General features: G+C 71.2%; 18 protein-coding genes and 2 pseudogenes. 10 read left to right on the top strand and 10 right to left on the bottom strand.

All coding sequences use genetic code 11. From position 1 onward, the window contains the following. The 3 genes from Aut01nite_RS33450 to Aut01nite_RS33440 form a co-directional block, all read right to left on the bottom strand. Positions 1-522: DUF6114 domain-containing protein (locus tag Aut01nite_RS33450; protein ID WP_239124624.1), on the bottom strand; the 522-nt coding region annotated here is incomplete at its 3' end. Between the two features lie 2 nt (positions 523-524). After that, on the bottom strand, positions 525-1,127 hold the full coding sequence (locus Aut01nite_RS33445) for a DUF6230 family protein (protein ID WP_043527581.1): 603 nt from the start codon (positions 1,125-1,127) through the stop codon (positions 525-527). 156 nt (positions 1,128-1,283) lie between these two features. Beyond that, positions 1,284-2,015 (bottom strand): TetR/AcrR family transcriptional regulator, encoded by a 732-nt coding sequence (locus Aut01nite_RS33440; protein ID WP_043527691.1) that lies wholly within the window; start codon positions 2,013-2,015, stop codon positions 1,284-1,286. A 162-nt stretch (positions 2,016-2,177) separates the two neighbouring features. On the opposite strand from Aut01nite_RS33440, the gene Aut01nite_RS33435 reads away from it, so the two are divergent. Together Aut01nite_RS33435 and Aut01nite_RS33430 are read left to right on the top strand one after the other, a co-directional pair. After that, the gene (locus Aut01nite_RS33435) at positions 2,178-3,074 is read left to right on the top strand and encodes a hypothetical protein (protein ID WP_043527582.1); all 897 of its coding nucleotides are present in this window, start codon (positions 2,178-2,180) and stop codon (positions 3,072-3,074) included. Between the two features lie 49 nt (positions 3,075-3,123). Beyond that, on the top strand, positions 3,124-3,777 hold the full coding sequence (locus tag Aut01nite_RS33430) for a hypothetical protein (RefSeq protein WP_043527584.1): 654 nt from the start codon (positions 3,124-3,126) through the stop codon (positions 3,775-3,777). Between the two features lie 25 nt (positions 3,778-3,802). Here Aut01nite_RS33430 and Aut01nite_RS33425 read toward each other — a convergent pair whose 3' ends face one another. Continuing rightward, positions 3,803-4,579, bottom strand: a complete 777-nt coding sequence (locus Aut01nite_RS33425; protein WP_043527586.1) for a hypothetical protein — start codon at positions 4,577-4,579, stop codon at positions 3,803-3,805. Then, positions 4,579-4,887 carry a PadR family transcriptional regulator gene (locus Aut01nite_RS33420; protein ID WP_083999322.1) on the bottom strand — a complete coding sequence of 103 codons (309 nt, stop codon included), beginning with the start codon at positions 4,885-4,887 and terminating at the stop codon, positions 4,579-4,581. The genes Aut01nite_RS33425 and Aut01nite_RS33420 overlap by 1 nt, the downstream gene beginning before the upstream one ends. Positions 4,888-4,968: 81 nt before the next feature. Between Aut01nite_RS33420 and Aut01nite_RS33415 the strand changes: the two genes are divergently transcribed. Both Aut01nite_RS33415 and Aut01nite_RS44465 read left to right on the top strand, forming a co-directional pair. Next, positions 4,969-5,481: a hypothetical protein gene (locus Aut01nite_RS33415; protein ID WP_043527590.1), complete on the top strand. Its 513-nt coding sequence runs from the start codon at positions 4,969-4,971 to the stop codon at positions 5,479-5,481. Then, positions 5,448-5,915, top strand: a pseudogene (locus tag Aut01nite_RS44465) (methyl-accepting chemotaxis protein); the annotation flags it as partial. The gene Aut01nite_RS33415 and the pseudogene Aut01nite_RS44465, both read left to right, overlap by 34 nt. Positions 5,916-5,935: 20 nt before the next feature. On the opposite strand, the gene Aut01nite_RS33405 reads toward Aut01nite_RS44465, so the two are convergent. After that, entirely contained in the window at positions 5,936-6,328 is a 393-nt protein-coding gene (locus Aut01nite_RS33405; RefSeq protein ID WP_161790676.1) for a tyrosinase family oxidase copper chaperone, read from the bottom strand. A 19-nt stretch (positions 6,329-6,347) separates the two neighbouring features. Between Aut01nite_RS33405 and Aut01nite_RS33400 the strand changes: the two genes are divergently transcribed. Genes Aut01nite_RS33400 through Aut01nite_RS33390 form a run of 3 tightly spaced genes read left to right on the top strand, consistent with a single transcriptional unit; the run spans position 6,348 to position 7,970 of the window. Further along, the gene (locus tag Aut01nite_RS33400) at positions 6,348-6,965 is read left to right on the top strand and encodes a tyrosinase family oxidase copper chaperone (RefSeq protein WP_161790677.1); all 618 of its coding nucleotides are present in this window, start codon (positions 6,348-6,350) and stop codon (positions 6,963-6,965) included. Between the two features lie 28 nt (positions 6,966-6,993). Then, on the top strand, positions 6,994-7,800 hold the full coding sequence (locus Aut01nite_RS33395) for a tyrosinase family protein (RefSeq protein WP_043527596.1): 807 nt from the start codon (positions 6,994-6,996) through the stop codon (positions 7,798-7,800). Continuing rightward, positions 7,797-7,970, top strand: coding sequence for a TraR/DksA C4-type zinc finger protein (locus tag Aut01nite_RS33390; RefSeq protein WP_083999353.1), 174 nt, complete (start codon positions 7,797-7,799; stop codon positions 7,968-7,970). The genes Aut01nite_RS33395 and Aut01nite_RS33390 overlap by 4 nt, the downstream gene beginning before the upstream one ends. A gap of 415 nt (positions 7,971-8,385) precedes the next feature. On the opposite strand, the gene Aut01nite_RS33385 is transcribed toward Aut01nite_RS33390, so the two are convergent. Both Aut01nite_RS33385 and Aut01nite_RS33380 read right to left on the bottom strand, forming a co-directional pair. Then, positions 8,386-8,685: a hypothetical protein gene (locus Aut01nite_RS33385; protein WP_152628844.1), complete on the bottom strand. Its 300-nt coding sequence runs from the start codon at positions 8,683-8,685 to the stop codon at positions 8,386-8,388. 205 nt (positions 8,686-8,890) lie between these two features. Beyond that, on the bottom strand, positions 8,891-9,553 hold the full coding sequence (locus Aut01nite_RS33380) for a hypothetical protein (protein WP_043527600.1): 663 nt from the start codon (positions 9,551-9,553) through the stop codon (positions 8,891-8,893). A gap of 165 nt (positions 9,554-9,718) precedes the next feature. Between Aut01nite_RS33380 and Aut01nite_RS33375 the strand changes: the two genes are divergently transcribed. Next, positions 9,719-10,471 carry an SIMPL domain-containing protein gene (locus tag Aut01nite_RS33375; protein ID WP_083999326.1) on the top strand — a complete coding sequence of 251 codons (753 nt, stop codon included), beginning with the start codon at positions 9,719-9,721 and terminating at the stop codon, positions 10,469-10,471. Here the strand turns inward: Aut01nite_RS33375 and Aut01nite_RS33365 are convergent. Then, positions 10,446-11,483 carry an aminoglycoside phosphotransferase family protein gene (locus Aut01nite_RS33365; protein ID WP_043527602.1) on the bottom strand — a complete coding sequence of 346 codons (1,038 nt, stop codon included), beginning with the start codon at positions 11,481-11,483 and terminating at the stop codon, positions 10,446-10,448. The genes Aut01nite_RS33375 and Aut01nite_RS33365 overlap by 26 nt on opposite strands. A 24-nt stretch (positions 11,484-11,507) precedes the next feature. On the opposite strand from Aut01nite_RS33365, the pseudogene Aut01nite_RS33360 reads away from it, so the two are divergent. Further along, a pseudogene (locus tag Aut01nite_RS33360) lies at positions 11,508-12,287 on the top strand (helicase domain-containing protein); the annotation flags it as partial. On the opposite strand, the gene Aut01nite_RS33355 reads toward Aut01nite_RS33360, so the two are convergent. Beyond that, positions 12,262-12,759 carry a gamma carbonic anhydrase family protein gene (locus Aut01nite_RS33355; RefSeq protein WP_043527604.1) on the bottom strand — a complete coding sequence of 166 codons (498 nt, stop codon included), beginning with the start codon at positions 12,757-12,759 and terminating at the stop codon, positions 12,262-12,264. The pseudogene Aut01nite_RS33360 and the gene Aut01nite_RS33355 sit on opposite strands and share 26 nt — an antisense overlap. Before the next feature lie 112 nt (positions 12,760-12,871). Between Aut01nite_RS33355 and Aut01nite_RS33350 the strand changes: the two genes are divergently transcribed. After that, complete coding sequence (locus Aut01nite_RS33350) at positions 12,872-13,060, top strand: hypothetical protein (RefSeq protein ID WP_043527606.1); 189 nt, start codon at positions 12,872-12,874, stop codon at positions 13,058-13,060. The last annotated feature ends 38 nt before the right edge of the window (positions 13,061-13,098 follow it).

Here is a 13,098-nt window from a genome sequence, read left to right as displayed (position 1 = left end):
GGGATCGCCGGTGGCGGGATCGCCGGTGGCGGGATCGCCGGTGGCGGGATCGCCGGTGGCGGGATCGCCGGTGGCGGGATCGCCGGTGGCGGGCGGCTCAGGATCGGGGTTCTCGGTCCAGGCGAAGGCCAGGGCGCCACCGGTCAGGGTGAGGAGCAGGCCGATGATGAAGCCGCCCATGTTGGACGTGAGCCAGGAGGCGAGGGCGCACAGAATCACGATCAGCGAGTAGAACAGCCGCTGTGCCGGGTTGAACCAGAGCAGCAGGGCGCAGATGATGATCACGACCGGGACCAGGTACCCGATGAAGCCCTGCATTCCGACGTGCAGCACCACACCGAGCGGCGCCCACACCGTCAGCAGGATCTCCGCGCCGCCGAGCAGCACGAACAGGCCGGCCCAGAACGGGCGGCTGCGGCGCCACTCGCGCCACCCCCGCCGGGCGCGGTGACCCTGCGGGGGTGCGGCGGTGCGGGCCGGCTGAGGTTCGGGAGCCTCTTCCAGTACGCCGTCGAAGAACATCGTCAGCAGCCGTCCTCGGTGAACGCCATCCGCAGGTTCGGCAGGTAGAACGTGGCGGCGGTGGTGGCGTAGTTGTTCTGCCGCAGGTTGGTGAGGGTCACTTCCTCGGCCTGCTGACCGAACACGCCGATCGCGCCGCTCTTGCCGGGCACCCGGTTCAGGGTGCTGGCGTCCTGGCCGATGTCGATGGCCTTGAAGGTGGCGTTCGCGGTGATCACGTCGGAGTCGACGACGAGGGTGTCGGCGGTGACCTTGTTCTGCGCGCTGCCGGCGGTGATCTTCAGGTTGATGCCGCCGAGGGCGATGCTCTGGCACAGCCCGTCGAGTTCGGCGTCGCGGATGGCGGAGACGATCACGAGGACCTGGCCGCCGGTGTCGCCCTCGTTGGGGCTGCCCTCGACCATGTTGTCCATCTCGGCGTACTGCGCGAAGCCGTAGCCGTGCAGTTTGGGCGAGGTGACCGCGAACGGCATGCCGGAGATGGAGAAGGAGGCGGCGAGCACTCCCTGACCGGTGAGCAGGACCAGGCCGGCGGTGGCCGCGAGGCCGCCGAGCAGGACCGCGGTGAACCGGCGCCAGCGGGTCCGGCCGTATGTGGAGGACATGCACTCTCCTGACGTGTCTGGCGGCGGGACGATCGTCGCCGAGGGCGGCACTGCGGATACCGCCCGGCATCGATCGCCATCGGCGTACCTCAATGGATTTCCGGGAAGTTACGCCGCGGTAATGAAAGCCGTCAAGGCTTGCCGCCCGCATTCCAGTCAGTGAAAAACCTCGCCGGTATCTGACGGCGCGCACGGGGCCACCACCCGCTCACCACCGGTCGGCGCGGCCAGCTCGGCGGCGGCCGCGTCCCGGCCCACGAACGGCGCCATCGTGAAATAGCCGAGCATCGGCAACAGCTCAGGCAGCGCCGCGACCCGGCCGGTCGAGACGTGCCCGTAGATGGTCGCGTAGACCCCACCGACCAGGGTCTCGATCAGGCCGTCGGGCACCGGCGGCGCGTCGGTGAAGAACCGGGCGAACCGGGTCAGCAGCTCGGTGCGCTCCCGGCGCGCAGCCGGGCCGGCCGCGTCGATCTCGACGATCGCCATGGTGGCGAAGGCCGGCACGCTGGCCAGCACCTCGAGCAGCACCTTCAGCGCGGCCCGGGTCCCGGCGCGCCAGTCGGCGGCCTGCGCGTACGCGTCGTCCATCATCCGCAGCACCACCGCCGTGCCGTGCCGGTAGGTGTCCAGGAACGCCTCCTCCTTGCCGCCGAACAGCGCGTAGAAGGCCGGCCGGGTCACCCCGGCCGCGGTGCAGATGTCGCTGACCCGCGCGTTGACGTACCCCTTCTCGGCGACCGTGTGCACGAGCGCGTCGTAGAGCCGCTCGCGCTGGGTGGCGGCCACCGCCTCGGGGGTCATCGACCGCGGGCCGCGCTTGATCGCGCGGGCCGGATCGCGACCGGCCCGGGCACCCGGAAGCGGGCTCATCACCTGTTTAGTCATCGTCATCCTTCAATGTCTTGACATGACATACCGCCGGGGTTTCTCATACCGGGGAGGCGGCTCCCCATGCACAACCCTCAGTATCGCCGCTTCGGCACCATCCCGGAACGCTGCGGAAACGGCCGGGCCACCTCGTCCTCACCACAAAGGATGGTGGCGCCCATGCGCCCGTCACGCCTCGTCTCCGCGCTCGCCATGATCACCACGGTGCTGGCCGGCACCGCGGTCCCCGCACAGGCCGCCCCGGGCGGCGCCTACACCGGCCTGGACCAGTGCCCGCTCACCGCCGCCGCCATGAAGGACCCGGCGAACCTGCAGGTCGGATGCGTCCACTCGGTCACCGAGGGCGGCAGCATCACGATCGGATCCACCACGGTGCAGTTCAAGGATCCCATCACCGTCCAGTTCGGCGTCTACTGGCCGGCGAGCGCGCCGGTTCGGGAGTTCCCGGACGGCTCGGTCGCCAACGTGTACTCGACGGTCCCGGCCGCCGGCGGGAAGACGCTCGTCGCCAAGCCGCTCCAGGTCACCCTCCCCGGCATCGCGAACGTCATCCCCGGGGTGACGAGCGTGTTCGCCCAGGTGGAGCCGGCCGGGCCGATCACCGAGTTCCTGCCGCTCGCCACCGGATCGAACGCGCCGGTCTTCATCCTGCCGGTCAAGCTGCGGCTGCGGAACGCGCTGTTCGGGCCGCGCTGCTACATCGGCTCGGACACCAGCCCGATCCGGTTCCAGCCGACCACCGGCACCACCAGCCCGCCGCCGCCGAACCAGCCGGCCACCGGTGACCCCGGAACGCTGAACGTCGTCCCCGACCCGAACGGCTTCCAGACCCTCGGGGCAGGGTTCAGCGGCGCGACGCTCGTCGACAACGCGTACGCCGTACCGAAAGCCCATGGTTGCGGCCTGATCCCCGGCAGCCTGGACCCGCTCATCAACCTCGCCTTCGGCCTGCCCTCCGCGGCCGGCCGCAACGCGGTGGTGTTCGCCGCCAACGACACCGCCTTCGCGGTGTCGCCCAGCCTCGACGACCTCACCCAGGCGCTCGCCGCCTCCTGAGAAGAACTCTCCTGGCAGGAAAGCCTCGTAGGAAAAGGAGTGCACCCCCATGCACAGCAAGCGCATCGCCGCCGCCCTGACCGGCGCTCTCGTACCCCTGCTCATGGCCGGCCCGGCTCTCGCCGACGACGACACCGTGCTGACCAGCGGCAGCCCGGCCGGCACCGCGGTTCCGGCCGGTGACACCATCGCGGCCGGCATCACCACCGGCAGCCAGGCGGTCTTCGCCACCGCGCCGGGCGGCGCCAACGGCATGAAGTGCGACGCCTCCAGCCTCAGCGCCGCCGTCGTCGACAACCCGGTCGCGCCCGGCGCCGCCTCGCTCAGCGCCACCCTCGGCCTGTCCGCCTGCACGGTCACCGGCGTCCCCGGGGTGATCGGCGTCAACAGCGTGACGATCAACAATCAGCCGTACGCCACCACGGTCGCCAGCGACGGAACGGTCACGGTGACCGGCACCGACACCGCCCCGATCAAAGCGACCCTGGTCCTGCGGTCCCTGCTCGGGTCGGTGACCTGCGTCTTCGTCGCCAACGGCACCACCATCACCGGCGTCGCCGACAACACCGACAACTCGATCAGCTTCACCGACCAGCAGTTCGACAAGAGCACCGGCCCGGCCGCGTGCGTCCCCAACGGCTACTTCACCGCGAAGTACACCCCGGTCGTGGACTCGGCCGCCGCGCCGGTCTTCGTCAACTGACGACCGCCCGCTCCGCCGGCCGCGGTCAGGCGAGTTGCCCGGTCCGGCCCCGGAGCAGGCGCACCCCCGTCCACGCCGACCAGATCAGATAGCAGGGGATCAGCAGCAGCACGGACAGCATGGTCCCCGCCGACGCCACCGGGGCGGCGGCGGGGACGTGCGACACCAGTTGCACCCCGGCCAGGACACCGGTCAGTCCCAGCCCGCCGGCCACCCCGAGCAGCGCCAGCGACCGGGGGCAGTCACGCCGGGCCAGGCTGACCGCGCTCGCCACGACCAACCACACGCCGGGGACCACCGCGCCGGCGATCGCGATCAGCGGGACGCCGACGGCCACCGAGAGCGCGCCGGACGCGACCGGGCCGGTGCCGGCGAAGATCGACAGCAGCGCGGCGCCCGTGTACCGCGGCAGGCCGCCCCCGTGCCGCCGGGCACGGCGGAACGTGTGGACGGCGACGAACCCGAACATGCCGAACGGCGAGACCAGGAAGAGGAACTCGGCGGCCCCCTCGCCCAGCGCCGACGCGAACAGGATCGCGGAGCCGCCCAGCAGCGGCATGACGAGAAGACCGGCGCCGGTCAGGGCGGCCACCACCCGGCCCGGCTGCGGCAACGGCGGCTCGGCGACCCGGTGACACCAGGCCAGAACCGGCGCCTTCAGCACGATGTCCAGGGCGAACCACCAGCGGCGCACGCCGCGCACCTCGATCAGCAGGCCGGCCGACTCCTCCCGCCAGCGGGCCCGGTGCGGCGGCGGCAGGATCAGCGAGGCCACGGCGAGCACGGTGGTCAGGAACCTCATCAGTACGCACCTCCGGGCAGCGCCCGGGGGGCCGGGGCGGGGATCGGCCGGCCACGGACCGCGGCAGCGCGCGCCTCGGTCACGCCGGTCGCGGTCAGCAGGTAGTAACGGCGGCGGGGGCGGCCGGCCTCGTGCGGGTCGACGTCCTCCCAGCGGCTGGTGAGCCAGCCACTGTGCTCGAGGCGGGCCAGGATCGGATAGATGGTGCCGGGTGGCAGGCCGGTGCCGTCGACGATCTCGAGGCCGAACCGTTCCGTGCCGGGCTCGGTCAGCAGAAGGTCCAGCACCAGCCGTACCTGAAGGGTCATCCGGGGCATACTCGTACTCTATATAGGGTCCGCTCGTTCCGAAAGCCCCGCCCGATCGGCCACCACCTGCTGCAGCCCGGCGTGGCGCTGCACGGAACGCACGGCGACAAGGACGGGAAGGTCGAGCTGCCCGCGGACAGCGCGCCGGAGGAGGGACTCCTGCTCGCCGGTGGCGGCCGTCTGTGGGTGCGCGGCGCCGGAACCGTGGCCCTGGACGCGGCCACCGGCACCGAGACCGGGCGGTCCGAACAGGCTCCCGTCCTGGTCCTGGCCGACGGCGGCTGCTGTACGGGGCTCCGCTGGCCGTCGGGAAGCCGCCCGGTCGAGGACCGGCCGGTTCCGGCCGACGATACGGCGGAACCTGCCGTACGACATCCGGGAACGGCCTACGTTGGGGGCGTGATCTCGGAGGTGCGAAGGCGACCGTCGCTCGCCGATCTCAGCGTACGGATCAAGATCCTCGGGGCTGTCGCGGTGGCCGCCCTGGTGGCCCTGGTCGTCGGCGTCACCGGCTTGACCGCGCTCAGCGACAGCAGCGCGAGAGCCCAGCTGATCTACAACAGCTCGCCGAGCAGACCAACCTGCTCGCGCTGAACGCCACCATCGAGGCGGCCCGGGCCGGGGACGCCGGCAAGGGCTTCGCCGTGGTCGCCTCCGAGGTCAAGGACCTGGCCCAGGAGACGGCCCGGGCCACCGAGGACATCTCCCGCCGGGTCGAGGCGATCCAGGCCGACACCGGCGGCGCGGTCGACGCGATCGGCCGGATCTCCGAGGTGATCGCCCGGATCAGCGACTTCCAGACCACGATCGCCTCCGCGGTGGAGGAGCAGACCGCCACCACCGCGGAGATGAACCGTAGCGTCTCGGAGGCCGCCGTCGGCACCGGTGACATCTCGCGGAGCATCACCGGTGTCGCGCAGGCCGCACAGAACACCAGCCTGGGTGTCACCGAGACGCAGGCGGCGATCAGCGAGCTGGCCCGGATGTCGACCGACCTGAGCACCCTGGTCTCCCGTTTCCGGGTGTGAGGGTGTGACGGTGTGACGCCTCAGGCAGGCGTCTCGAACTCCGGGCACTTCGGGTTGGGCTCGGCGGTGGCGGCCAGCTTCATGTCGCCGAGCTGCTTGACCGACGCCTTGGTGATGGCCTTCAGGCTGCGTTCCGGCTTGAAGCCCTGCACCGCGCTGGTGTAGTTGCCGTCCGGCGCCGGGTAGACCACGAGCCGCTTGCCGTCGATGTAGGCGCAGGCCGCGTCGCCGCTGCCCCAGCCCATGATCTGGTGACCGTGGTAGGTCTCGTAGAAGCCGGGCTTCTTGCCGTGACCGGCGTCACCGGGCGTCTCGGGCTCGCCGGCCAGGGCGGTGCCGGCGGCTGCCAGCGCCGCGACGGCCGCGACCACGATGGTGGCCGTTCGCTTCGGGAACCATTTTTGACGTTGCATCGAAATCATCACCCAATACGTGCCGCTGCGATCGGAGGAAACCGGACCGTATTCGATCCGGGGCCATTTCAGAAAGCGTGACACGCGCGCCACGCCGAGCATTAACCCCGGCGGTGTACATGATTTCGATTACGGGCTCCGGTCTGCTTCCATGTGGCGAAACGTCCGAAATGACGGGGTTCCCATGACTGACATCAAACGCCGTGACGTACTTCGTTACAGCGCTGCCGGGACTGCCATCGCCGCATCCGCACTGGTCGGGGCGCAGGCACTGGCGGCTCCCGAGCCCGCGGCCGGCGCTCCCGAGGCCACGGCCGGCCAACAGAAGATCGATCCGCGCGACTTCGACGAGATCTACAAGGGAAAACGGATCCGCGGCCGTTATCTGCTCGGCGGGAAAAACGAGCTCCTGATCAATGGAAAAGCGCTCGCGCTCACCGCGATCCCGACCCTCTTCGTCCCCGAGGACGGGCGGAAGCCGTACGTCGGAATCGGTCTGATCAGCGCCGTCAACCACTACGACCCGGTGGAGATCGAGCTCAGCATCGACGGCCTCAAGAAGCTGGTGAGGAAGATCGTCGACATTCTCGGTGACCTCGAACTCAGCGACGAGGCCGCCCAGGCGCACGTGCACTGACCCGATCTCGAAAGGCGATTCACCTCCCATGGCCGTACGCAGAAGCATCGCCACCATGACGAGCGCGGAGAAGACCGCGTTCGCCAACGCCATGCGCCAGCTCAAGACCACATCCGTCAACGGGCGCAACTACAACTGGTACATCGACCAGCACATCACCTTCTTCGCGCGTACCTCCGACAACATCAGTCACGCCCACCAGTCGCCGTCGTTCTTCCCGTGGCATCGCGAATATCTGCGGCTGCTGGAGTTCGACCTGCAGACGGTCAGCGGCAACCCGAACCTGTTCCTGCCGTACTGGGACTGGACCGGCTCGGTGTCGCCGTTCACCGCCGACTTCTGCGGCGCGATCACCAACGGCAGCGTGTCCAGCGGCAACTTCAGCCCGAACTGGGGCTGGTCGGTGTACCGCAGCAGCATCGCCACCAGCTTCCTGCAGCGGCGGCTCGGGCAGAACGCCTCGCGGCCCACCGCGACGACGGTGAACAACGTGCAGAGCTACTCCGTCTACGACCAGTCACCGTGGAACTCGACGGTGTCCAACAGCTACCGCAACCGCAACGAGATCGAGCTGCACAACCGGGTGCACAACTACGTCGGCGGCCACATGGGCACCCGCGAGGCCCCCAACGACCCGGTGTTCTGGCTGCACCACTGCAACATCGACCGGCTGTGGTGGCTGTGGCAGCAGAGCCGCGGCATCGACACGTACCAGCCGCGCACCGGGTTCACGGGCGGCGTCATCGACAACACCGAGACGATGCGGCCGTTCGCGGCCGGGCGTACCCCGTCGGCGGTCCGGGACATCACCGCCCTCGGTTACAGCTACACCTGATCGACCACGGGCGGAGGGGGTGCGGGCCGCGGCCCGTACCCCCTCCGCCGTATCGGCTGGCCACTTCCTCCCGGTGCGAACGCTGCGCCTCGGCGATCCCGGCGGAACGCCTGGAGGTGCTGCCGCACGCCCGGTTCTGCGTCCCCTGCCGGCAGGAACACAACGACTGAGGGTACGTTCCGGCCGGCCCGCACTGCTGTCTCGGCCGCGGCGAGACAGCAGTGACGACCAGCCGGGGGTGAACGCGTCAGCGGCGGGTCAGGTGCCAGGCGGCGGAGAGCAGGCCGGCCGCGAGGGCGATCTTCAGGGCGTCGCCGAGCAGGAACGGGAGGAGACCGGCGCGGCCGCGGCGCTGCGCCTGCTCGCCTGACCGGCCGTTCGGTTCGGTCGCTCAGGCAGGTTGGCGTGGCCACGGCCAAAGCCGGGGCCACGCCTGGTAGCCGATCAGCCAACACTCGCGGGCCACCGGTCAGAGCGGCAAGTCCACCACCTCGGCCATCGACACCGACAACCGCCGGTGGAACGTGTGCCCGCCCCGCTCTGACCAGCCGGTCGCCAGGACGAGCACCGGCTCGGATTCCGCGGTCAGCTCACCATCCCGCTACGCTGCAGCAGGTCGTGCACGAGGTCGTCGCACAGCGCGGCGACCTCCTCGTTGCCGCTGCCCCCCGCCAAGCGGATCCGGGCCGCGCATTCCTCCAGCACCGAGGCGATAATCAACCCGCGCACGGTAGGCATCACGACCGACGTCGTACTCCCCTGCTCCTGCGCCAGGTCCTCCCGCTTCTCGGCGATCTCCCGCGCCAACGGCACCGGAAGAGCCTGCACGGCTCCCGCCGCGTCCTGCGTGTACTGCTTTCGGGAGATCCAGATCTCGTCGCTCACGTGACTCCTCTCCATTTCCTACCGGCCATCGCGCCGGGCACCATCGATCTTGCCCGCCGGGCACCAGTAGCGGCCCGGGGCGAAGCCGGCCATCGTCGGGTGGTCCCGGTATCGGGATTCATCGATCATTGTTGTGGCAGTAGCTGCCGGCTCATCCCATGCCCCTCTGGCCACCGCTTCAACGGATGACCCTCCGGCCGCCGGCTCACTCGATGCACCTCTGGCCCTCGGCGGCGAGGGCCAGATAGGAGACCTTGCCGTCCTTCACGTCGATCCGGTAGTGATTGGCCCAGCCCCAGCCGTTCTTCTCGTCACCGACGGCGAAGTCCCAGTCCGGATACGCTTTCCGCACCGCGGCGACCGTGCTGCCCAGCCGGATGCCCCGCGGGGTGCGGACACTGCCGTACGCGGCGATGCTGGACAGGCCGAGCCCCGGGGTGAAGTACACGGTGGCATCGGTGCCGCGGATCTTCGAGACGCCGCAGTCGCCGGTGAAGTCCTCCACCCGGTAACCGGTGATCAGCCCGGTGGCCTCGGCCTCCGCGCGGCTCATGCCGAGCTGGAGCTCGCCCAGCCCGTTCGGCCCGAGCAGAGGTGTGACGGGTCTCGTGGAGGCGGCCGGTTCGCTGGACGCCGCCCCGGTCGGTGACGTGCTGGTGGCGGCCGAGGTGGCCGGGGCGGTCGGGGTGGCCGGAGTGCTCGCGGACGCCGAGGTGGCCGGGGCGGGCGTTGCGGTGGCCGAGGCGGGCGGGCTGGTCGCCGCGCCGGCCGGCTGCGCGAAACCGTCCACGTGCTGTGGGCCGCCGGCGCAGGCGGCCGCCGCCAGGGCGGTACCCAGGAGAACCGCGGAGATCCTGATCATGCGCATGCGTCTTTCCTATCCCCCGGCGGCATCGCGTCATCAGGTGGGATGCGCCCCCGGGGCGGCGAGTTCGGCGATCTGGGTAACGGAGCGATAACAGCCCGGCCGCTCAGACGGTCAACATGTACCGAAATACCGGATGAGTCGGGTTGTAGCGCTGAAGGTAGTGACATGAAGAGAACAGTGCCCGCACTCGTCGCCCTCGCGGCACTCGCCGTGCCGTCGTCAGCTCTGCTCACCGGCCGGCCGGCCGTCGCCGCCCCGGCCCCCACCTCCGCTCCCGCCCCCGCGGAGAAACCGTGGGAGAGCATCGTGGTCAGCGGCGAAGGTGAGGTGTCCGGGACGCCCGACACGGTCACCGCGACCTTCGGGGTGGAGACCAGCGCGCCCACCGTCGGCGAAGCCCTCGACCGCGCCAACACGGCGGCCACCCGGATGCGGGACGCGCTCGTCGGCGCCGGGCTGGCCAAAGCCGACCTGCAGACGTCGAACGTCGACATCAACGCCACCCGCGACGACGACCAGAAGATCACCGGGTACACGGTGAATCAGGGTCTCACCGCGAAATCCCGGGACCTGGCCCGGGTCGGCGCGGTCATCTCGGCGGCCGTCGCGGCCGGTGGCGACGCGGCCCGGCTGAACGGGGTGGCGTTTGCGATCGAGGACGACACCGCCCTGCTCACCGAGGCGCGGAAGAAGGCGTTCGCGGAGGCCCGCGCCAAAGCGGAGCTCTACGCCCGGGAGGCGGGCCGGCCGCTCGGCCGGGTCGTGCGGGTGAGCGAGGCGACGGACGGCGACGAGACGCCGGTCTACAAGCAGCACTACTACAGCGGCATGGCGGCCGCCGACTCGGCGACCGTACCGATCGAGCCGGGTCGGCAGTCGGTGTCGGTCACCGTCACCGTGGAGTGGACCCTCGGGTAAGCCGGTGTAGCGCGGCCTGCCCGGGCGGGCCCCAACTCGGTTTCCCGCCGGGCCGGCCGCGCACACCGTCGTCCCCGATCAGCATGCCGCTGAGAGCCCGGGCCATCGCCCAGCCCCGGGCCCGCCGCACGAGGGCCTCATCGACGACCGGGCGGTGAACCGCAGCCTCACCCGAGGCCGAACGGTCAACCACAGCCTCACCCGAGACCGGACGGTCAACCACAGCCTCACCCGAGACCGGACGGTCAACCGCAGCGTCGTCCAGCACCGGGCGGTAGGCGGCGAGGAAGTCGTCGACGGCGTCCGGGAGCAGGAGCCAGGCCGCGGAGAGGTCGTACGCCGGGTCGCCCGCACAGACATCCCCGAAGTCGATCACGCCGCAGAGCGTCCCGTCGCTGGTCAGGACGTTGGCCGGATGGAGGTCGGCGTGCAGCCACACCGCCGGTCCCGCCCACGACGGCGCCGCGACCGCGTCCGCCCAGACCGCCCAGACCGCATCGGGGTCGTCGATCAGCCCGCGTTCGGTGGCGGCGGTGAGCCCCGCCGCGAACTGGCCGGCCCGCTCGGCCAGCGGCCCCCCTCGGTGCCGTCCGGCGGGCGCGCCGCAGGGCGCGGGCCGGTGCAGCGCCGTCAGGAATGCCGCCAGTTTGACGGCCGCATCCGCTCCGCGGGTGACCGGGCTGCGGTCGGCGGGTTCACCGGGTACCCAGGTGGTGATCAGCCACGGCCGGGGAAACCGTGCCGACGGCTCCCCGAGCCGCTGCGGAACCGGAACCGGCAGCGGCAGCCCCGCCGCGAGCCCGGGCACCCAGGCGTACTCGTTGCGCAGCAGTTCGTCAGCGTCCCGCGTCGCCCACGGCAGCCGCACCGCCAGGTCGTCCCCGAGCCGCCACAGCTGGTTGTCCCATCCTCGCGCCCCGAGCCGGACCACCCGCCCGGCAAGATCCGGATGCTGCTCCCGCACCAGATCCCGGACCAACTCCGCCGTCATCTCGATCTCGGCATGGGTCACCCACCGCACGCTACCTTCCCGGCGCCTCCTTCCACCCGGCGCAGTGCCGCCTGGTCAGCGGCCGACCTGGTGCTGCTGGACGAGATCGCCGGGCTGATCCGGCACCCGGCCGGGTTCGGGCACATCGTCGTGGACGAGGCACAGGACCTGTCGCCGATGCAGTGCCGGGCCCTCGCCCGCCGGAGCCGGCACGGCTCCCTCACCGTGCTCGGCGATCTGGCCCAGGGCACCACTCCCTGGGCCGCCGGCGACTGGCCACGTCAACTGGCGCACCTCGGCGCCCCTGACGCCGCCGGGACCACGCTGACCAGCGGCTTCCGGGTTCCCGCGGCGGTGCTCGACTTCGCGAACCGGCTGATGCCCGCCCTGGACGTCGCGGTTCCGGTGACCCGGTCGGTGCGCGGCGACGGTGCTCTCGGCGTACATCAGGCATCGGACCTGGACGCCGCCCTCACCGCATGCGTGCGGGCCGCCCTGGCCCGGGAGGGGTCCGTCGCCGTGATCGCGGCCGCCGGCCGGGTCGCCGCCGTCGCCACGGTGTTGCGGTCGGCGGGTATCGCGAGCGGCATGCCGGACGGCGACCCGGCGGATCATCGGGTGACGATCGTGCCCGCCACCCTCGCCAAGGGGCTCGAGTTCGACCATGTGGTGGTGGTCGAGCCGATGGAGATCGTGACGGCCGAGCCACGCGGGCTCCATCGGCTCTACGTGGTGCTCACCCGGGCCGTGTCCGGCATGGACGTGCTGCACGGCGGCCGCCTGCCGGCCGCCTTGCACGTCAGCGGTGATGCCTCGCCAGGGTGATGTAGTGGGTGGCGTTGGCGAGGATCGAGGCGCGCTCGTCGGCGGTGGTGTCGCGGCGGACCTTGCCGGGCATGCCGAGCACCAGGGAGCCGGCGGGGATCACCGCGCCCTCCGGGATCAGCGCGCCCGCGCCGACGATCGTGCCGGAGCCGATGCGGGCGCCGTTCATCACGATGGCGCCCATCCCGATCAGCACCTCGTCCTCGATGGTGCAGCCGTGCAGAACGGCCCGGTGGCCGACGCTGACGTTCGCGCCGACGCTGACCGGGAAGCCGGGGTCGGCGTGCACGACCACGCCGTCCTGCAGGTTGCTGCCGGCGCCGACGGCGATGGTGTCCAGGTCGGCGCGGACCACCGCCTGGTACCAGACGCCGGCGTCCGCGCCGAGCGTGACCCGTCCCGCCACCACCGCGCCGGGCGCGATCCAGGCGGTGGCTGCGACATGCGGGCGATGCCCACCGATCTCGATCACGGCAAGACCTTTCGGAGTACGGCTGGGGCAACAGGATATGCAGCCCTCGGCGGCGCACATACTCGGATCGGGACGGGGTATCCGCGCTGCCCCACACATGAAGGAGAGGGCGATGACGAATCCCCAGCAGCCTGAACTGCGGCGCAGCGGCGAGTCGCCGACCAGCAAGCAGCGCACCGAGGACACCGATCCGACGCAGCCGCCGCACGGCGGGCACGACAAGGGCGCCGGGAAGCCGACACCCGCGGGGCAGGCGTCGCCGTACGGTCCGTCCGGCAAGACCGCCGACGACGGCTCCTGAGCACACGAGAGGGCGGGCACCTCGATGGCGCCCGCCCT

It is taken from the genome of Actinoplanes utahensis, assembly GCF_016862455.1.
Taxonomy (GTDB): Bacteria; Actinomycetota; Actinomycetes; order Mycobacteriales; family Micromonosporaceae; genus Actinoplanes; species Actinoplanes utahensis.
Note: the sequence above shows the minus strand (reverse complement) of the source record. Positions and strands in the feature narration are given on the sequence as shown.

Coding starts and splice junctions, on each gene's coding strand:
- Aut01nite_RS33445 (WP_043527581.1), bottom strand. CDS start 1,127: ATGTCCTCCACATACGGCCGGACCCGCTGGCGCCGGTTCACCGCGGTC.
- Aut01nite_RS33380 (WP_043527600.1), bottom strand. CDS start 9,553: ATGCGCATGATCAGGATCTCCGCGGTTCTCCTGGGTACCGCCCTGGCG.
- Aut01nite_RS33425 (WP_043527586.1), bottom strand. CDS start 4,579: ATGAGGTTCCTGACCACCGTGCTCGCCGTGGCCTCGCTGATCCTGCCG.
- Aut01nite_RS33375 (WP_083999326.1), top strand. CDS start 9,719: ATGAAGAGAACAGTGCCCGCACTCGTCGCCCTCGCGGCACTCGCCGTG.
- Aut01nite_RS33440 (WP_043527691.1), bottom strand. CDS start 2,015: ATGACTAAACAGGTGATGAGCCCGCTTCCGGGTGCCCGGGCCGGTCGC.
- Aut01nite_RS33395 (WP_043527596.1), top strand. CDS start 6,994: ATGGCCGTACGCAGAAGCATCGCCACCATGACGAGCGCGGAGAAGACC.
- Aut01nite_RS33405 (WP_161790676.1), bottom strand. CDS start 6,328: ATGCAACGTCAAAAATGGTTCCCGAAGCGAACGGCCACCATCGTGGTC.
- Aut01nite_RS33350 (WP_043527606.1), top strand. CDS start 12,872: ATGACGAATCCCCAGCAGCCTGAACTGCGGCGCAGCGGCGAGTCGCCG.
- Aut01nite_RS33435 (WP_043527582.1), top strand. CDS start 2,178: ATGCGCCCGTCACGCCTCGTCTCCGCGCTCGCCATGATCACCACGGTG.
- Aut01nite_RS33430 (WP_043527584.1), top strand. CDS start 3,124: ATGCACAGCAAGCGCATCGCCGCCGCCCTGACCGGCGCTCTCGTACCC.
- Aut01nite_RS33420 (WP_083999322.1), bottom strand. CDS start 4,887: ATGACCCTTCAGGTACGGCTGGTGCTGGACCTTCTGCTGACCGAGCCC.